This window comes from Candidatus Zixiibacteriota bacterium (genome assembly GCA_019038695.1).
Lineage (GTDB): Bacteria > Zixibacteria > MSB-5A5 > GN15 > FEB-12 > B120-G9.
The window spans coordinates 63,735-80,974 of sequence record JAHOYZ010000001.1; the positions used below are offsets into that span (position 1 = coordinate 63,735).

General features: G+C 49.6%; 13 protein-coding genes and 1 tRNA gene. 9 read left to right on the forward strand and 5 right to left on the reverse strand.

The features are described from left to right. Positions 1-4 precede the first annotated feature (4 nt). From KOO62_00275 to KOO62_00285, 3 genes are all read left to right on the forward strand, one after another. A complete protein-coding gene (locus tag KOO62_00275) occupies positions 5-1,390 on the forward strand; it encodes an FAD-binding oxidoreductase (GenBank protein MBU8932418.1) in 1,386 nt (461 codons plus the stop codon). Positions 1,391-1,473: 83 nt separating this feature from the next. After that, positions 1,474-2,166, forward strand: coding sequence for a DUF1573 domain-containing protein (locus KOO62_00280; protein MBU8932419.1), 693 nt, complete (start codon positions 1,474-1,476; stop codon positions 2,164-2,166). 380 nt (positions 2,167-2,546) lie between these two features. Continuing rightward, positions 2,547-2,993, forward strand: a complete 447-nt coding sequence (locus KOO62_00285; protein MBU8932420.1) for a DUF1573 domain-containing protein — start codon at positions 2,547-2,549, stop codon at positions 2,991-2,993. Positions 2,994-3,097: 104 nt separating this feature from the next. On the opposite strand, the gene KOO62_00290 is transcribed toward KOO62_00285, so the two are convergent. The 5 genes from KOO62_00290 to KOO62_00310 are packed head-to-tail and all read right to left on the reverse strand — an operon-like array spanning position 3,098 to position 7,946. After that, positions 3,098-4,558 (reverse strand): GWxTD domain-containing protein, encoded by a 1,461-nt coding sequence (locus KOO62_00290; GenBank protein ID MBU8932421.1) that lies wholly within the window; start codon positions 4,556-4,558, stop codon positions 3,098-3,100. Positions 4,559-4,571: 13 nt separating this feature from the next. Then, complete coding sequence (locus KOO62_00295) at positions 4,572-5,906, reverse strand: GWxTD domain-containing protein (protein MBU8932422.1); 1,335 nt, start codon at positions 5,904-5,906, stop codon at positions 4,572-4,574. 9 nt (positions 5,907-5,915) lie between these two features. Further along, entirely contained in the window at positions 5,916-6,764 is an 849-nt protein-coding gene (locus KOO62_00300; GenBank protein MBU8932423.1) for a hypothetical protein, read from the reverse strand. A gap of 35 nt (positions 6,765-6,799) precedes the next feature. Further along, complete coding sequence (locus KOO62_00305; GenBank protein ID MBU8932424.1) at positions 6,800-7,369, reverse strand: zf-HC2 domain-containing protein; 570 nt, start codon at positions 7,367-7,369, stop codon at positions 6,800-6,802. A gap of 1 nt (position 7,370) precedes the next feature. Continuing rightward, positions 7,371-7,946, reverse strand: a complete 576-nt coding sequence (locus KOO62_00310; GenBank protein ID MBU8932425.1) for an RNA polymerase sigma factor — start codon at positions 7,944-7,946, stop codon at positions 7,371-7,373. 164 nt (positions 7,947-8,110) lie between these two features. On the opposite strand from KOO62_00310, the gene KOO62_00315 reads away from it, so the two are divergent. The 6 genes from KOO62_00315 (at position 8,111) to KOO62_00340 (ending at position 17,193) form a co-directional block, all read left to right on the forward strand. Continuing rightward, a complete protein-coding gene (locus tag KOO62_00315) occupies positions 8,111-9,499 on the forward strand; it encodes an MFS transporter (GenBank protein ID MBU8932426.1) in 1,389 nt (462 codons plus the stop codon). A gap of 65 nt (positions 9,500-9,564) precedes the next feature. Then, positions 9,565-9,637, forward strand: a tRNA-Ala gene (locus tag KOO62_00320). Between the two features lie 172 nt (positions 9,638-9,809). Next, positions 9,810-11,636 (forward strand): VCBS repeat-containing protein, encoded by a 1,827-nt coding sequence (locus KOO62_00325; GenBank protein ID MBU8932427.1) that lies wholly within the window; start codon positions 9,810-9,812, stop codon positions 11,634-11,636. A 167-nt stretch (positions 11,637-11,803) separates the two neighbouring features. Next, entirely contained in the window at positions 11,804-12,712 is a 909-nt protein-coding gene (locus KOO62_00330) for a hypothetical protein (protein ID MBU8932428.1), read from the forward strand. A gap of 117 nt (positions 12,713-12,829) precedes the next feature. Beyond that, entirely contained in the window at positions 12,830-14,803 is a 1,974-nt protein-coding gene (locus KOO62_00335; GenBank protein MBU8932429.1) for an oligopeptide transporter, OPT family, read from the forward strand. Between the two features lie 215 nt (positions 14,804-15,018). Further along, complete coding sequence (locus tag KOO62_00340) at positions 15,019-17,193, forward strand: glycosyltransferase family 39 protein (GenBank protein MBU8932430.1); 2,175 nt, start codon at positions 15,019-15,021, stop codon at positions 17,191-17,193. The last annotated feature ends 47 nt before the right edge of the window (positions 17,194-17,240 follow it).

Below are 17,240 nucleotides of genomic sequence, written 5' to 3' on the forward strand. Positions count from 1 at the left end.
TTATATGCACAATACGGACACATTTCTAAATAAACTCGCTTTGCTGGTCCCGGACGATCAATTCTCGGTCCAGGCCGACCAGTTGGCGGTTGCCGCCGAAGATGAATCAACCCTTCCGGGTGTTACACCCCTGGCGGTTGTGTGGGCGCTCTCCACTGACGAGATCACAGCAATTGTCAAACTCTGTTTTGAAACAGACACGCCGGTTACAACACGCGGTGCCGGAAGTGCCCTTGAAGGCTCGACTATCCCCAGTAGTGGAGGTATAGTCCTTGATGTCAGCCGTATGACCGACATTATCGATTACTGGCCAGATGATTTGCAAGTGCGTGTACAACCGGGTATTATCTACGATGACCTGAATAAGTACTTAAAGAACGACGGACTTTTCTTCCCTCCTTCTCCGGGCGGGTCCGGGGATATTGCTACTGTAGGCGGCATGGTCTCCACCAATGCCAGCGGTATCTATTCGGTCAAGTATGGCGGTACCCGTGAGTATGTACTGGAGTTGGAGATAGTGACTGGCACCGGGCAGATTGTCAAACTTGGCAACCGCGCTATCAAACGTTCCAGCGGTTATAACCTGGTCGATCTCATGACCGGCTCCGAAGGCACTCTGGGGGTAATTACATCGGTGACGATCAGGCTGGCCGGTCTGCCAGAGGGGCGGCATCAAACAGCCTTTGTCTTCGAGACCGAGATCGAAGCCTCTCGAGCCGTCTCTGAGATGCGTCGCTATGGCCTTGACCTGGCTGCTATCGAGTTCCTTGATCGAGCCGTCATTCGTGCCCTGAATCAACTCAAACAGTATGGCTTGAAGGAAGCCCCCTCTCTCTTTCTGGAGTTCCATGGTCCCAAAGAAGTACTTCATTCCAACGCTGAATTGGCGGAAGAACTCTGCACTGAACATGGTGGTTCACGCCTGACCCTTGGCGACAATCAAAGCCCCTGGGAAATCCGCCACTGGACTACTGAAGCCATCAAACACGCCCGACCGGGCTATACTATTTTGCGCAACGATGTAGCTTTCCCGATTTCCCATCTCCCTGAGATAGTTGCTTTCTGCCACAAGATCGCGCGTGAGAATGACATCACAATGCACACTTTTGGGCACGTGGGTCTTGGGCTGTTACATGCACTAATTCTGGCCCGTCGTGACAATAAAGAAGAATGGACACGCGCCTGTGAAGTGAATGACCAAATCATTCGCAAAACTCTGGAGTTCGAGGGCACAATTTCCGGTGAGCATGGAATTGGTCTTGGGCACAAAGACTTGTTTGAGACCGAACATGGTGCGGCCGTAGAACTAATGAGAAGAATAAAACTGCAGTTCGACCCGCACTCGATTCTGAATCCGGGCAAGATATTTGATGTCGAAGATGTTTCTTGAGGGACTTGACGCTGGCCGATCGGTTTTGTATTATTGGCCCTGTTTGGAACCATTCAATCTTGGTTACCATATAAGGATAGATTATGAGAAACGCGTTCGTAGTGACATTATTGATACTAATTGCCGGTAATGGCGTACACGCTGAGGCTGTGCTTGAAGTCCCCATGAAATCGCACAACTTCGGTTCGTTGCCCAAGAACTGTATGCTGACCCATTCTTTCTGGTTAAAATCAATCGGTGACGATACCGTCAGCATTGACGAAATCAAGACAGGTTGCTCCTGTGCTATTACCAGGATGGAGAGTGATCGGATGGCTCCCGGTGACAGTCTTGAAATGGAGATTGAGTGGGACATCAGCAAGTACAGAAGCTCCCTCTCCCGATCAATCCGAATCTTTTACAACGGTCGTACCAAGCCACTGCGAATATCTATGAAGGGGCAAGTAGTCCAGCAACCCGACTCACTTCGCCCCATATCGGTTTCTCCGTTCCGTTTCGAGTTGGCATCCACAACCCAAAAGAGCATTGACAGCATTGGATTCGTGATGACCAATCATACCGACCGTGATCTGAGTTTGCGAAACATCTCAGGCGATTTCGATCAATGTGTGGTAATCTTACCGTCAATTGTCCCGGCTATGTCCACAGCAACCGGTTATATTAGACTTAATCCTGAATACGTCGATCAGGAATTCCAAACCTCGATGACAATATCGGTCGATAATTTACGCAAAACTAACTTCACTATCCCGATCAGAAGGAAATTCTATCATTAAATTACTTTCAAATCGGGCGAAAATAGATATATTGAACAGAGTAGTTCTTGAAGACATATTGGAGGATGATTGAACGGATTATGAAACAGTCTAAGTTGTTAATGTTCTTCTTGGTAGCCTTAATGCTTCTGGCTTGCTCAACTTGGAGTGCGCCCAGATTGACGATCCTCGAATCCGATTTCAATTTTGGATTCGTTCCGCAGCACTCAAAGATCTCTCATGATTTTTGGCTGATGTCAACCGGAGACGACGAACTTAAAATTCTCAAAGTGGTCCCTGGCTGAGGATGCACCAAAGCGCCGTTGGAAAAGACGGTGATAGCTGTCGGTGACAGCTCAAAATTAGAAATTATTTTTCATACCAAGACCTACAAGTCAAAAATGACCAAGCGGCCCAAGATTCAGACCAATGAAGGTCCGCCTGACAAAAGGGTAACCATAACTGTTAATGTTACTCCACGTCCCGATTCGACTTACCCGATTCGAATGCAGCCATACAAGCTGGACCTTTCGCAACTCAGTGACAAGGTTATTGATGAAATCGCATTCACGATTAAGAATGTTTCGGAAGAGGTGGTAGACCTCACTATGATTTCATACAGTGCCGCGATGTTTGACGTGGATCTGCCCGAGACGATTGACCCCGGGAAAACCGTCAAAGCCGAACTCAAGCTCACCGATGACGGTCGCAACAGCTCATTTGAGAAATCATTCACCCTTGAGTTAAACGACCAGAGAAAGACACGCTTCACGGTTCCCGTCAAGCGTACCCTGCGTAATACGGTCGGACAACAGTCTAAGATTCGCAAACTCGACCGTGGCAAGTGAGCTATCATTGAATATTGATAAGAAAAAGGCCGCCCACTACGGGCGGCCTTTTTCTTATTCATCCTTGGAAGATCCGAAAACTTCCGAAGTATAGCGAAACGTGACTATGGCTCGTCTATCACTGGAACCCAGTCCGGTTCGGTATGCATGATGTCGGATCGCAGCAATTCGTCCCACTCCTGGTTGAAAACCTCACCATCGACGTTCGAGTGGACTAGTCGATAGGTCTCATATTGATTCGTGAAAACGAAAACATATCCTTCACGCTGCGAGTGATACCACCAAATCTCATAAGGCCAGCGTTTGACTGGAACATCTCGCGACTCGATTTCCTCCCACGGTCCGTAAGTCAGCATTACCCTTCCGCGATCTGAACGCCAACCGTCATTTTTCTTCTCATTAGAAGAAAAATGGTCATTCGCATAACGATAGTACATTACCAGATCTTCCTGAGTATGCGAAATATCGGTACGTGGGTTGTTCACGCTTGGATGCTCCTTCCAAAATTGATCCAGGAACGACTTCTTGCCCAGGTCGGTAAGCCTATTCAGAGTTTCCCGCTCCGGGTCAGTCAATACAAAGTGAACTAGATTGCATCTCTCTTGCAATGTCATCCCCTTAAAATGGTCTTCGGATCGATACTCTTCGATTGCGACAGCGAGTTCCTGGGGTGAGATAATGCGAAACAGTGTACTACTCGTGTCGGCTAGGTTGGTGTGAGAATCGGTGGCAATAAGTCGCAATCCATATGGACCGGTAGACCAACTCTTGATATCGAAAGTTTCCGCAAAGGCCGCTGTCTCTCCCGGTTTGACAATGTTACGTGATCCCAGAGAACGAAATACCATTTCATCGCGAATGATGTCGAAATCAAGTCGTATCTCTTTGCCATCGTCCTCGCCAACCTCAAGATTGTACAATTCCGCATACACATAAATCATGGTATCAGTGGTGCTAAACACCGATACTGGATTGGGTATGATAACAAACCCGTTCCGAGCCAGCCGCGATCGCGGTACCGTCGAATCCTCCGGTTCAGGCGTAATGTTATAGGCCAGAACAGGGTCGCTCAATGACAAGTGTACCTTTTCTGGAGGCACTACGACAATTTTATCTACAAAGGCATTGCCGGTTCGTTTGGACACTACGTCAACCACTTCCACTCTTGCCGAATAGACACCGGGTGCCACCATCAGAAGCAATTTGTTAAAGAGTCTGATCCCCTTCTGCATAGTCTCCGCTCTCGTCGAGGCGCGGACTGAGAAATATGTAGTGGACGAGTCAACCCGTTCGCCAAAGGTATTCAGTAGAACCACCTGGGCAAAAATGCGAGTGTACAAACTCGAGTCAGTTCCATCCGGTCGATAGAATTCGAATTCGCTCCGGCTCAATGAAAAGGGAAATTCAACCAACGTTAGGCTGTCGAAAGAGGGATCGGGAAAAGTGGTTGCCCCGGCATAGACCGTCAGCCCGGTGTCCAAATCTGGCTGAGCAATGACGGCGGTACTAATCAACCCGACAGTGCAAGCCAGTACCATTGTTATTTGCTTCAGGATTGTAGTCAAAGTTCTCTCCATATTAATAGCCAGGGCGTTGGTCAAGACCGTCATAAGGATAGATAAGACGATAGTCTCCATTATCGTGTTCGTCAACAAATGTAAACTTGCGGTATGGCCCCTGTTCGAAGTAGTGCCAACTCTGATACGGGTAGCGATCCATTGCAAACGGGTAATCATCAATTTGATCAGGCTCGCCATATTCGACAAGGATTCTACCACGATCCGTACGCCATCCCTTCCGCCCCATCAGCGAGAATCGTTGATCGGCGACGTTTATCCTATGGTAGAAACGTACTTTGAGTTCATTGATGGCCGTCGAAGGATTCGGATCCCGCGAAGCCCAAAATTCATTAAAAGCCAGTAACCTCTCCTCATACGAAACAATAGACCTGAGTCGCTTGGTTTCCCCCGGATTAGCAATGAATTCAAGCTGGTCCACAGCCTCGTCGTAATCATGCTTCAACAAGGTCAATTGGTTCCACGGAACTTCAAACGTTACTTTCTTCTCGTCTAGTTTCTTCCAGCGTCGGCCACGTAACTGGACATTCATTTCATACTCGCCCACCCGAAAATCAGTAAGGGATACTTCTCGTAACTGACGAACTATCGGTTGGTCAAGGACCGTGCGGACAGAATCTCGATACTGCAAACCGTGGCGATTATGCCGCAAGGATGTCACAACCGTGACCTCATCACAGCAATCAGTTCCCTTGTTGATCTCCATATAGAACAGCAGACGACTATCATCCTCTCCCCCGAATAATCCAGTCAGCGACGGCACTACCTCCATACCCGCCTTGAAAAAATCACTTACGGACGAATCACCGCTAGCCGAATCGACAGCCACAGTAGCATGAACCAACTCTATATCAGACAATTTCGGTTTTGATGTCTGGAGGGACTTGAGATTTAGTTTGAGCTCCCGTCTGAAAGTGAGGCTACTGTGTTTGTCGGACAATACGAAACTCAGACGATGCTTGCCTGTGGGGAGCTCGAAGTTAGTTTGGCCGATACGATAATCCGTGCGGGATCGGGTTCGGCTGTAGTCAACCACCTGCACCGACCGTTCTTCACGGTGTGAAGCTACTGTCAGCCCGTCCTTCCCAATAACTTTGATCGTGATCTCGTAATCAGCCCGATAAATCCCTCCCGTCATGCGGAAAGGCAAGATTTCGTTGTATACCTGGTAGTACACCTCAAGCCGAATCTGGCTCTGGTCCTGCCCTGCAAAACTGGCATAGTTCAACAGGATATTCTGGCGCTCCAGAGAGGGCTTGTAAAACAGCGGTTGCGCGAGAACTTGCCCGGTCAGGATACCGACGACAATCAGCGCATATGACAATATCTTTCTCAAGACAATCACCTACGGCGCTAGCGTTCTCTGAACGAGCTTGAACTCAGTATCCACTTCGATAGCTACGCTGTAGTCAACCTCCTTACCCTCGATTATTTTGGTTCGGTCACCATCTACAACCCAGCGCTCCCTCTGCAAAACCACCAGCCCTTCTTTGTATGCGAAGTACACTTTGCCCGTGGTCTGTATATGGTCCACGCCAGTACGGTCCAACGAGTCGCTTGGGTCCGCCTGAATGGGAATTACGAGGTTGCCGCTACACTCAATCACCGCACAATCATAACCACCTTCACGCGCCAGAGATTTGAAGCGATAAGTTGTCGAAGCCTCCATGACACCATCCGGCAACAAAACCTTGGTTGTCTGCGTCCAGTGGTAGCCGGGAGAAATTTCTCCAGAGGGAAAGACCGGCATCCCTTGTTCATATATGTTTTTGATGTAAGCAATCGTGCTCTTGCTCTCTTCATCGGGGAATTCAATATCAAGTACCTTGCCGTCCGGTCGTACCTTCAACCTCAATTCACGGCTGAACTCACGCTTCTCCATCACTGTCGAATCTTCCTTTGAAGGCGCATCGTAAAACCAGATATCCTTCTCCGTCAATGCCGCCGACCCATCGTCAAACAGTTCGGTAATCTCCTGGGAAATAGTAGCATAGTATTCGGAGCTATGTTCTTTGATAATCGAATCAGCTTCGATAACCTTGACACTGCGCTTGAACTCCTGTTCGTAATTCAGGACCATCCCTGCTTCCTGCTTGTAGCGCAACATGACCTGTTTTTCTCCCTGGCTACAACCAGCGACCAGAATGGCAACCCAAAGCACAAGCGGTAAATAGGCGGTGAGTCTCCTTAACATGTTCTTCCTCAATATAGGCGGTTCAAGATTCTTCTTTACTCAACTGTATTGAACAACTCCGGCAGTCCAGCGAAGCGTCCAAGCGATCCGGGAAGCCCAACCAGCAACATGCCCTGAGCCAACCGGATTTGATGTTCTCTGCTGAAAATAGCTGTATTGTCAGAGGCCAACAACTCTCGTACGTCGGCCGTAGCCAGCACCGGACTAGTGGCCGTATTGACCGTAGACATTTGTGTCTGATGCTGCGATCCGATCAGCAGAGCCGAAAACAGGATCACCATCGACGCCGCAACTGACAGAATTGATCGGACCAGCGCCTTTCTCTGCAATCCCTTTTGATTCGCAAATGGGTACTTGGAGTCAGCAGCGATCTCCCCATCGACAGTTCTGGCCAGTACCAGACCGTTCACCTCCGACCAGTAATCACTATTGGGGACAGGTGTGGTCATCGTTTCCAATGCCATCACCATTCGCTGAGCAAGTTCATATTCCTCGCGGCATGCAGTACACTCATTAAAATGTCTGTGCATAGTTGCAGCCTGGTCCGGTGAAAGTTCATCGTCGATAAGCCGGTCCAGTTGCGAGAGAATGTCTCGACAAGTCATTTTACTCCTCTTTCCCAAGTCGCCTTCTCAATATTTTTCGCATTTTCCGTCGGGCGATATGGAGGTTAGACCGAACCGTTGCCTCGGGGCAACCAAACACTTCGGCAATCTCTGCCTTACTGTAACCTTCGATGTCGTGCAAAACGGCGGTCAGTTTCTGCTTTGGCGGCAGTGTATCAAGCGCCCCTCGGATTTCCTCCATTAGCGCCTTGTTCGCATAATCTTCACTCGGCGTCGCCACTCTTTTTGACAGATGAAGCTGCACCTCACCTGGAAGTGAGTAGCTATCGTCACCCATATGGCTGTGGCCTTTACGCTTGCGGAGCAGATCAATCGAGTAATTCATCGCGATCCGCAGCAAGAACGTCGAGAAGTATTTTACATTCGCTAACTCCTTACGACGCTTGTAAATACGCACAAACGTCTCTTGTACTACTTCGTCGGCATCGAGATGATTTCCCAATACCTGATACGCCATTGTGTAGATCTTCCGTCGAAAGCGCTTGAGTAGCTCAGCAAAAGCCACTTGATCGCCCTGGGCGAATCTATCTACCAGCTCCGGGATACTATTTTTCATTTCCCGATCTATCGACGCTGCATCATATTGACGATCAAGAGACGCACGTGTTTAACACCTGCCAAAGAAAAACCGTTTGACTGTCTTCGCTGGAAAGCTTATGGTTGCCCTTATAGTTTGTCAATCTTTTTTTGCACAATAACTTATGAGGATTCCACGACAGCGTGAGCAGCACTGAAATCCAAGGACACAGATACCGATTCTTTGCTGTCGGGGCTATCGGAACCTTCATGTCCACCCTCGACGGTTCCATTCTCAATGTCGCCCTACCGACCATTGCTGTCGATTTCCAATGTGGCATTCCGGTTGTGGCCTGGGTAGTTCTGGCCTATGCGCTAACGGTTGTCTCTCTTATGTTGGTGTTCGGAGCCTGGACCGAGCGCAAAGGGTATGGATTTGCCTACAAATTCGGTTTCTTGTTTTTCCTGATCGGATCGATAGTCTGCACAGTGGCTACGTCAATCGAAATCCTTATTGCCGGACGGGTCGTACAGGCTATCGGCTCAGCCATGTTCCAGGCAGTTGGACCGGGACTGGTAACGACCGTTTTCCCTGATCAGGAGCGTGGTAAGGCGATAGGCATGATGGTCATGATGGTTGCTGGCGGTATGATGGCCGGCCCTCCGCTTGGGGGACTGATCCTTCAACATTTTCCCTGGCAGGTTATTTTCGCAATCAACATTCCCATTGGATTAGTCGGACTGTTTCTTACATCGAAGTACTTCAAAATGCTCCCCATACAAAACGCCACCAGACCGTTACGTCTTCACGGAGCGATTGCCTTATCAATCGCTCTTCTGTCGGGAACATTGGCTTTGTCGTTAATAGATGATCATTCTCTGACCGATTTCCGGATCTGGGGGCTGGCTATCCTTTCGCTGGCAGCCTTCATCTCGTTCTTTCGATCAGAATCAAACCCGGATACGGCCCTGATCGGCATGGACATTTTCCGCAACCGTCAGTTTACTACCGCCCTTTCTGCGGCAGTATTGATGTTCATCGCTTTCGCTGGTGTTATGGTTCTGATACCTTTCTATCTTGAAAGAGTGAAACAATTCGAGCCCCAGACAGTCGGGTTGTATCTGATTATCTTCCCGGTACTCATGTTCATCGTCGCCCCTCTGGCCGGTCGCTTGTCGGACAAAATTGGATCACGCTTCCTGACTACGGCGGGAATGCTAATTCTGGCTGGCGGATTGTATCTCCTATCAGAATTGGATACCACTACCAGTGAGATATACATTATTGTGAGTTTGGCCGCGACCAGTATCGGCGTTGCTGTCTTCAACACACCCAATTCTTCAGCCCTGATGGGATCGGTCCCTGAAAACAGACGAGCCATAACTTCTGGCATCCTGGCAACGTCACGCAATATCGGTATTGCCGTCGGCGTAGCGCTGGCAACTTCGCTGTTTGCCTTCTTTGAATCTGCCCAGGTGACTGAGATCACCGATTCCGCACTCCTTTTTGTGGAAAGCTACCAATCAGTCATACTGGTGGCGATGGTCATAACTCTGGTGGGGCTGCCATTTTGCCTGGCCCGAAAGAGATGAGGTAACACATAAAAACCGATTGACACCGGCCGATACCATATGTATAGTTGGCCTCAGAAAGATATGGGGCTGTAGCTCAGTTGGGAGAGCGCTTGAATGGCATTCAAGAGGTCGGGGGTTCGATTCCCCCTAGCTCCACAAGCCCAGCAAAACCCTCGCCTTCACCGGCGGGGGTTTTGTGTATTCATGACAATCCTATTGATAATCATGGACTATTATGCTATATTCATATTTGAAGTTACTTAACGCTGTTCTTAAGTACGTAAAACATAGATCCTGATTTAATCTAAGTCATCCGGAGGTAACATCCATGCATGGTTTTCTAACGATTTTGCTCGTAGTTGTGGTGGTCACGATGCCGATCGCAGCTATGGCTCAAGAGTTGATCTGTACTGGTGGTAATTTGACCTGTGACGTGACTCAGATTACGGCCCACGTTGATGTCACCAATATCGGCGATCTTATTATGCCGCTGTCGTATGTGTGGAGTCCCGAGCCGTTCAGTGGTCAGGGTACTACCGACGCCGTTTACAAGGTTGCGACTGCTGTGTCGATTACCGTGACGGAAGACGCGACTGGCAGTGACGCGACCTGTAATACTTGGATCACTGAGGACGTTGATCTTCCAGAGTTGACCTGTACTGGTGGTATTTTGACCTATGACGTGACTCAGATTACGGCCCACGTTGATGTCACCAATCCCGGTGATCTTATTATGCCGCTGTCGTATGTGTGGAGTCCCGAGCCGTTCAGTGGTCAGGGTACTACCGACGCCGTTTACAAGGTTGCGACTGCTGTGTCGATTACCGTGACGGAAGACGCGACTGGTTGTGACGGGGTCTGTTATACTGAGATCACTGAGGACGTTGAGCTACCAATGTTTGGCCCAAGAATCGATTATGCCGCTGGAGACGGTCCTCAATCTATCTTCGCGATTGATCTTGACGGGAATGGTAGCAATGACCTGGCAACAGCGAATAACAACGCCTCTAATGCCTCAACAATATTGAATTTGGGCAATGGGACTTTTCTGCCTCCGGTCTACTCTGACTATCTCCACTCTGCTTACAAAGTCTCCTCATGTGACTTTGACGGTGATGGCTACAATGACCTGACGGTAACACTCATTTTCCCCGACCAAGTCGCAATACTGATAAATAACGGCGACGGGACCCTTCAAGCTCCAGTTCTGTATAGTTGTGGAAATACTCCTTACCAAGTTTTTGCGGAGGACCTAAACGGAGATGGTGACTGTGATTTGGTAACCGCAAACTATCATGATCACGGTATCGCAGTACTGCTAAATAACGGCGACGGAACCTTTCAAACCGCCGTCCCCTATGCTACTGATTATCAACCGAAGTCTGTCTTCGCAAGAGATCTTGACGGTGATGGCGACAATGATCTGGTGGTAGGGAACTACAGTGGTGATAATATCTCAATACTAATTAATCATGGTGCTGGAACCTTTCAAACCGCGGTTAACTATGCCGCTGGAAATGGACCTAGATCTGTATTTGCGATTGATTTTAACGGTGATAGCGACAATGACCTGGTAGTTGTGAACGGACTTGATGACAATGTTTCTATACTGCTGAACAACGGTAGTGGGACCTTCCAAGCCGCGGTTAACTATGCTGTTGGAGATAGTCCGTACTCTGTATTCTCGATTGATCTTAACGATGATGGTGACAATGATCTGGCGGTAGCGAACGGAACTGATGACAATGTCTCTGTACTACTAGGGAACGGTGACGGGAGCTTTGAGGCTGCAGTCAATTATGGTGTAGGAGATAATCCAGTATCTATCTTCTCAATTGATCTCAATGGTGATGGCTATAATGACCTGGCGACAGCAAACTACGCCTCAGACAATGTCTCCGTTCTGTTGAACATCGGCGGTCCGTATAGCTGCTGTGTTCCACCAATGCGAGGCAATGTCGACTACGTATTGCCCGATGAAATCAACATTGCCGATCTGACCCACCTTGTGGCCTACCTGTTCACTAGTGGTCCACCTCCTCCGTGTTTGGAAGAAGCTGACATAGACGGCAATGATGAGATCAACATCGCCGACCTGACCTATCTGGTTTCGTACTTATTCACTGGTGGTCCACCACCGGTAGCGTGCCCATAGCGCATAAAAAGACTGATATTGCCAATACAACGGCCACTCTATTACAGGGGTGGCCGATTTCTTTGCTCGAATCTCAGTGAACATACTCAAAGCAATTGACCCGGCTTGACTTTCTAATCTGGTTTCCATAGCTTGATTCAAGACAGTCCATCTACATGGGGAGGCATATGTCGAAATTCATTTGGATCATTTGTTTCGTTTCAATCAGCGTTTCAGTAACCAATGCCGGCGTCATCGACAATACCGATCCAGTCATGATTGACCTGAAAATCCCTGACTCAAGCCAGGTTCAGATCATCACAACCGTGGGCGGCTCGACTCTCATCGGACGCATAGTTGAGATCGGAGATGGTACAATCACGTTTGAGACGGAACTGGGAACCCAGACGATTCCAATCGCAAAGATATCGGAGATCAAAGAAATCGCTGCTTCCTCCATCAGGCAAGGTAAGGTTTGGTTCCCCAATCCCAACACTACCCGACTCTTTTTTGGCCCGACCGGACGTATGTTGAAAAAGGGCAAAGGGTATTTCTCTGATTACTATCTGTTCTTCCCTGGATTTGCTTGGGGATTGTCTGACAACATCACGCTTGGCGCTGGCATGTCTCTCTTTCCCGGACTTGGACTTGACCGACAGCTGTTTTTCTTCACACCCAAGATAGGTATATCTGCCAGCGAAAATCTCAGTCTCGCGGCAGGTGCGCTCATTCTCAAGATACCAGATTGGGATGATTGGGATAATGGTGATAATTCACCGACCGTTGGCATCATGTACGGCGTAGGCACCTATGGAACAGCCGATGCCAGCCTGACCGGTGGCCTCGGATTTGGCTTTGTCGATAGTGAGATTGCCGAGAAGCCGATGATCCTCTTTGGTGCAGAAGCTCGGGCCGGTCGCCGAACCGCTTTTGTGACGGAAAACTGGGTTATTCCCGAAGTGGAAAACATCCTGATGTCCTATGGTATTCGCTTTTTTGGTGAATCCCTTTCAATCGATCTGGCTTTCATAACTCCATTCGGTGAAGACTTCTTTTTCCCCGGCGTGCCATACATCGATTTCGTGTTCAATTTCTAGTCCGTGTCATACCATATATTGTCAATCAATGTAAAGGGCTATAAAAACTTGACTCTCATGCACCTGCGCCTAACTTAATGAGATTCAATACGGCGCCACTGATAACCCGGAGGTCTTGTGAACGATTCAAAGAAGCCAAATGAAAAGTTTGAACCGGTAATTCCACACACCAGCAATGTTGCCGAGGTCACCTGGCCGGCGGTTATTCTCGGCATCCTGATCTCAGTGATCTTCGGTGTCGCTATGGCCTACCTGGGTCTTAAACTGGGCATGACCGTGTCGGCTTCAATTCCGGCCGCTGTCATCTCGATGGCTATCCTGCGGCTTATCACGAAAAGCCCAACGGTGCTTGAGAATAACATCGTACAGACGATAGGCTCAGCCGGTGAATCACTAGCGGCAGGTATCATCTTTACTATCCCGGCCTTTTTTATCTGGGCCGCCAACGACGAACTCGCTGCTTCAGGTTATATCCACGAGGTTTCCAAGGGTCAGATATTCTGGCTGTCAATACTCGGCGGAACACTTGGTATTTTGCTGATGATCCCCTTGCGTAAGTATCTCGTCCACCGCGAACACGGTAAATTAAGATTCCCGGAAGGCACTGCCTGCGCCGAGATCATCGTTGCCGGTGACGAGGGGGGCAACAAAGCCAAAATGGTCTTTATGGGAATAGGTCTGGGTGCCATCTATACCATAGGTATGGAAACACTCAAAGGATGGGGCGAGTTTGTGGACTACCACTTCAGGGGATTTCTCAAAGGCGGCACGATCGGTATTGATGCCACGCCCGCCCTGTTGGGCGTCGGTTACATTATCGGCCCCCGTATTGCCGCCCTGATGATGGGCGGTGCTGTCCTCGGCTACCTGGGCATCGGACCGCTTATCATGTTCATTGGCGAACAGATACCGGGGGTAGTCATTTCTCCCGGGGTAATCCCAATTTCCGATATGACCCCACCCGAGTTGCGTAATTCCTATATCAAGTATCTTGGCGTCGGGGCAGTAGCGCTGGGTGGGTTTGTGAGCCTGCTGAAATCGTTCCCGGTAATCTTTTCCTCGTTCAGCAAAGGCTTCAACGAACTCATCGGCAAGAAAGTTTCGAATGATGTCCCCCGCACCGACAAAGACTTACCGATGAAATGGGTGCTTCTCGGAGTCGTGGTTGTGATCATCGCTATCTGGATGCTTCCTGGCACAGAGTTGCATCTTTTGGGCGCGTTCCTCTCTGTACTTTTTGGTTTCTTCTTTGTGGTAGTCGCGGCACGGATTGTAGGTATTGTCGGATCATCTTCATCACCAGTGTCAGGTATGACTATCGCCACATTGTTGGTAACATGTCTGGTGCTGGTTTATTTTGGAGTAGAAGGCACAGCTGGAATGATCACTGCCATGTCGGTTGGATCAATAGTCTGTATCGCCGTTTGTATGTCGGGTGATATTGCTCAGGACCTCAAGACCGGCTACCTGCTCGGTGCTACACCTTGGAAACAGCAGCTGGTTGAATTCGCCGGTCTCCTCTTCCCTGCCATAGCAATGGGATTCACTGTTTACTATCTCAACGATGTTTTCGGCTTTGTAGAGGGTGCCACCGAACGAACACCCCTCCTTGCTCCACAAGCCAATGTTATGGCCACTGTGGTGCAGGGCGTGATGAACTCCAACCTCCCCTGGGCGCCAATTATTGTCGGCGGCATGATCGCCCTGGCTGTCGAGTTGCTGGGTATTTCATCGCTGCCGTTTGCCATCGGATTATATCTACCATTATCGCTATCATCACCTATTATGATTGGCGGAGCCATTGCCTGGTTCATTCGCAAAGCCTCAACCGACAAGGAATACAAAGATCGCAATGAGGGCGGTGTTCTGTTCTCATCAGGATTGGTAGCGGGTTATTCAATAGTCGGGGTAGTTACCGCCTTCATGCTGGGTATGTCGGGCGGATACATCAACTACTATGATGCCCACGACGGTTTGTGGGATCGCCTGTCAGGATCGTTCAGCCCCTATTTGTCGTTACTTTTGTTCGCCGGTTTGGCGGCCCTTTTAGCTCACCTTGCGTATAATGGACTAGGCAAGAAGAAGAAATGAAAATGAGACAGACGGAGAGTAAGTAAGGCGGAATCCCCTGGTGGTTCCGCCAGGCATCGCCTGTTTTCTGGCAGGAGCGCAAATCCGCCGCGGCGGGCTGCCCTACAGCTTCCGCCAATTGTCGTCCTGAGCGGAGTCGAAGGACGGCGGACGCGAGATAAGGATGTAGTTTGTCTGACTTCAATCCGTAGGTTTTGATTGTCACTCTTGGAGATATGAAAGACTTTTTCTACAGAAACAGGTTTCCGCTAATCGCTGTTGGTGCCGCAATCCTTGTACGCCTTGTCTACTTGCTCGAACTTAGCTACCAGCCCGGATTTTCTGTTCCGATGGTGGACGAAAAATGGCATTGGATGTGGGCTGGTGAGATCATCGACAAATCATTCTGGGGGGAAAGTGCCTGGTTCCGTGCGCCACTTTATCCCTACTTGCTCGCCTTACTACGCTGGATAACGGGCGCTTCGATATTCTGGTCCAAACTCCTGCAACTACTTCTCTGCGGCGGAACCGCCTTCTTCACCTATCGCCTGGGCCATCTCTTTTATGGTCGGACAGTCGGCCTGATCGCGGCTCTAATCTATGCTTTCTATGGCACCCTCCTATATTACGAAGCGATGTTTCTCATCCCGGTCTTGTTCCTGTTTTTCATCATGTGGGGTATGTATCGTCTCGTCGCCTATCGCGAATCCGAATCGGCTCTCACATGGCTAACTACAGGCATCGTCTTTGGGCTAGCCACTATCGCCCGCCCGAATATCCTGATTGTAATCCCGGTGCTAATGCTGTGGCTATATCTTGCTAGACCCATTATACCCAACATTAAGCTCCGTCTTTTACGGCCGCTGGCCCTCGCAGTCGGAGTAGGATTGATGATCCTCCCGGTTACAGTCCGCAACTTAGCGGTTACCGGAGAACCAACGCTGATCTCGACTCAGGGCGGAGTCAATTTCTACATTGGCAACAACCCGGTCGCCAACGGCCTATCCATGAAAATGCCGGAAGTTGATCTCAACGAATCCCTCCGTTGGAGCCAGTTTATTCCTGCCACGATGGCCGCGGCACAGCGCGAGACGGGGCGACAACTGTCAGAGGCAGAGGCATCATCGTTCTGGACTAACAAGACCCTGCAATTCATAGCCGACAACCCCGGCCAGTTCCTTGGCTTGACCTGGCGCAAAACGGTCTACTTCATCTGTGGTTTTGAAAACAGTGACAACTTCGACATCTACTATGAACGCGGCAAATCCTGGCTCTTTAGTGCCCTGATGTGGCAGAATGGCTTGAAATTTCCCTTCGGTCTGCTGCTGCCTCTGGTGCTGGTCGGTATCTATGTCAGGCGCAAAGACCTGTCCAAACTCGCACCTTTGTATCTTTTCGTACTGGCCTACATCCCCACGATCATCCTCTTTCTGGTGACGGCCCGGCATAGATTGCCGTTGATCCCTATTCTCGCTATCATAGCCGCGGCCGGTATAGCGGGCTTGATTGATCTTATTCGCAAACGTCACCTGCAACCCGTCTGGATTGCAGGCGGGATACTCATCGTAAGTCTTCTCCTTGTTAACCGCCTGTACTACGAGGAAGGTGGAAGCAATGATTTCCAGATTCACTTTAATGCCGGCATCAAAGCGGAAAACCTTAAGAACTACAATACCGCCGAGGAGGAATACTTATTAGCCGACAGTTTTTTCCCGTACTCTGCTGCGCTAGTGACCAGTCTTGGGCACGCTCAATACCAGCTTGGCAAACTCGACGAAGCGGCAACTAACTACCATCGCGCCCTGTCGCTCTCTCCCGGTTTCCACAGCGCCCTAAATAACCTTGGCTTGCTGGTTCGAGATAAAGGACAACTCGACTCGGCTCTGGTGCTCTTCGGAATAGCCGCAAATAACTTCGATTCAACCCTCGGCCGAGCAAATGAACTAGGACAAGTCTACCTTAACGCGGGCGAGACTTATGAGGAAGTCGGGAACATAGACTCCGCTGGACTGGCCTACATTAAAGCCGTCGAAGCCGCCCCTATGATGGGTTTGGCCTATTTCCAGGCGGCTGCTTTCTGGGCGCGCCACAATCAGTTCGCTATGACCGATTCTCTTTACGCGCGCGGTTTGCGCTTCATGGATCTTCGGGCTAGCGACTATTTCAACTGGGGTCTTTCATTGATAAACCGCCAGCGCCTCAGCGATGGTATTGGAATGATGTATAGCGCTCTAAAAAGAGACACGGCTCTGTACCAAGCCTACTACTGTATTGGTTTGAGTCTCTGGCAGGGAGGTTTCCCGGCAGATTCGGCTATGCCCTTCATAGACCGGGCATTGGATTTCGATTCTACCTACCAACCCGCTCTTTCCCTGAAGACGTTGATGCAAGAGGCCACTAAACAGGAATAGGTCGGTCCCTGCAGCCAGACACAATAATCCCCTGAGAAATCAGAGAA

Bases quoted from the DNA above. Each gene is read 5' to 3' on its own strand.
- KOO62_00275 (MBU8932418.1), top strand. From the start codon at position 5: ATGCACAATACGGACACATTTCTAAATAAACTCGCTTTGCTGGTCCCG.
- KOO62_00280 (MBU8932419.1), top strand. From the start codon at position 1,474: ATGAGAAACGCGTTCGTAGTGACATTATTGATACTAATTGCCGGTAAT.
- KOO62_00285 (MBU8932420.1), top strand. From the start codon at position 2,547: ATGACCAAGCGGCCCAAGATTCAGACCAATGAAGGTCCGCCTGACAAA.
- KOO62_00300 (MBU8932423.1), bottom strand. From the start codon at position 6,764: ATGTTAAGGAGACTCACCGCCTATTTACCGCTTGTGCTTTGGGTTGCC.
- KOO62_00305 (MBU8932424.1), bottom strand. From the start codon at position 7,369: ATGACTTGTCGAGACATTCTCTCGCAACTGGACCGGCTTATCGACGAT.
- KOO62_00310 (MBU8932425.1), bottom strand. From the start codon at position 7,946: ATGAAAAATAGTATCCCGGAGCTGGTAGATAGATTCGCCCAGGGCGAT.
- KOO62_00325 (MBU8932427.1), top strand. From the start codon at position 9,810: ATGCATGGTTTTCTAACGATTTTGCTCGTAGTTGTGGTGGTCACGATG.
- KOO62_00330 (MBU8932428.1), top strand. From the start codon at position 11,804: ATGTCGAAATTCATTTGGATCATTTGTTTCGTTTCAATCAGCGTTTCA.
- KOO62_00340 (MBU8932430.1), top strand. From the start codon at position 15,019: ATGAAAGACTTTTTCTACAGAAACAGGTTTCCGCTAATCGCTGTTGGT.